Source organism: Bartonella sp. LB28NMGDW, from assembly GCF_042194435.1.
GTDB lineage: Bacteria > Pseudomonadota > Alphaproteobacteria > Rhizobiales > Rhizobiaceae > Bartonella > Bartonella grahamii.
This window is the reverse complement of record NZ_JBHIMX010000114.1, coordinates 1-878: the sequence shown is the minus strand read 5'-3', so window position 1 is coordinate 878 and position 878 is coordinate 1. Positions and strand designations below refer to the sequence as shown.

The 878-nt window shown below is 41.9% G+C and carries 1 protein-coding gene and 1 pseudogene; both read left to right on the top strand.

Features of this window, described 5'->3' with window-relative positions; translation table 11 throughout:
- Window positions 1-102 (top strand): annotated as a pseudogene (locus ACFIKG_RS09510) (head decoration protein); the annotation flags it as partial.
- Window positions 103-114: 12 nt separating this feature from the next.
- A partial coding sequence (locus ACFIKG_RS09505; protein WP_375652223.1) for a major capsid protein occupies window positions 115-878 on the top strand: 764 nt, incomplete at its 3' end.

The window sequence follows — 878 nt, the reverse complement described above, 5'->3', positions numbered from 1 at the left end:
GTAAAAGCTTCTGAACTGCTATGGCCAGATGCCATCACGGATGAGCAAAAGAAAGCAGCCATTCAGTCTTTAGAAGACAAAAACAACATTCTATTGCGATAGGAGAATGCGCACATGGATATGAACTTTTTTAAACATGATGCTTTCTCAAGCATCACAATGATGAAAGCCATCGAAAACTATGAGTTTCAACCGGGGCTTATTAGTTCTCTTGATCTTTTTGAGGAAGTGGAAACAAGCACCACAGTGGTTGGTATTGAACGGCGTGATAATACATTTTCGCTTATTCAAACCAGTGAACGCGGGGCACCTTTGGCAGAAGGTGATAGAGAGGGTCGTAATCTTCGGTTTTTCAAAACAACACGGATTGCCAAAAGTGATACGGTGAAATCAGAAGAAATCCAAAACCGGCGTGAATTTGGCGCAGAAGATCAGTTAGAGACAGCAATGAAATATATTGCCAAAAAACAAAAGAAACTGATTTCTGAAATTGAATTGACATGGGAGAATATGCAACTCGGCGCCGTTCAAGGGGTGGTTCTTGATGCTGATGGCTCCGTGATTGTCGATTGGTACAAAGAATGGGAAATCACACCACCAAAGCCCATTGACTTTAAACTGAATACAGAAACAACCAATGTTGCTGACCATGTTGACCAAGTCATTATGAGGATGATTGAGGCTTCAAAAGGAGCATTTTCTGATCGTTCACGGATTATTGGGCTTTGTGGAAATGAATTCTTTTCCAAGTTGAAAAACCATAAAACAATTCGTGAAACTTATCTCAACACAGCCTTAGCACAGACACTCAATAGCGCCGGAGGTATTGCAACACCAAGCGCTCTTGGCTCGGGCAGCTTTGGCAGTTTTGACTTTGC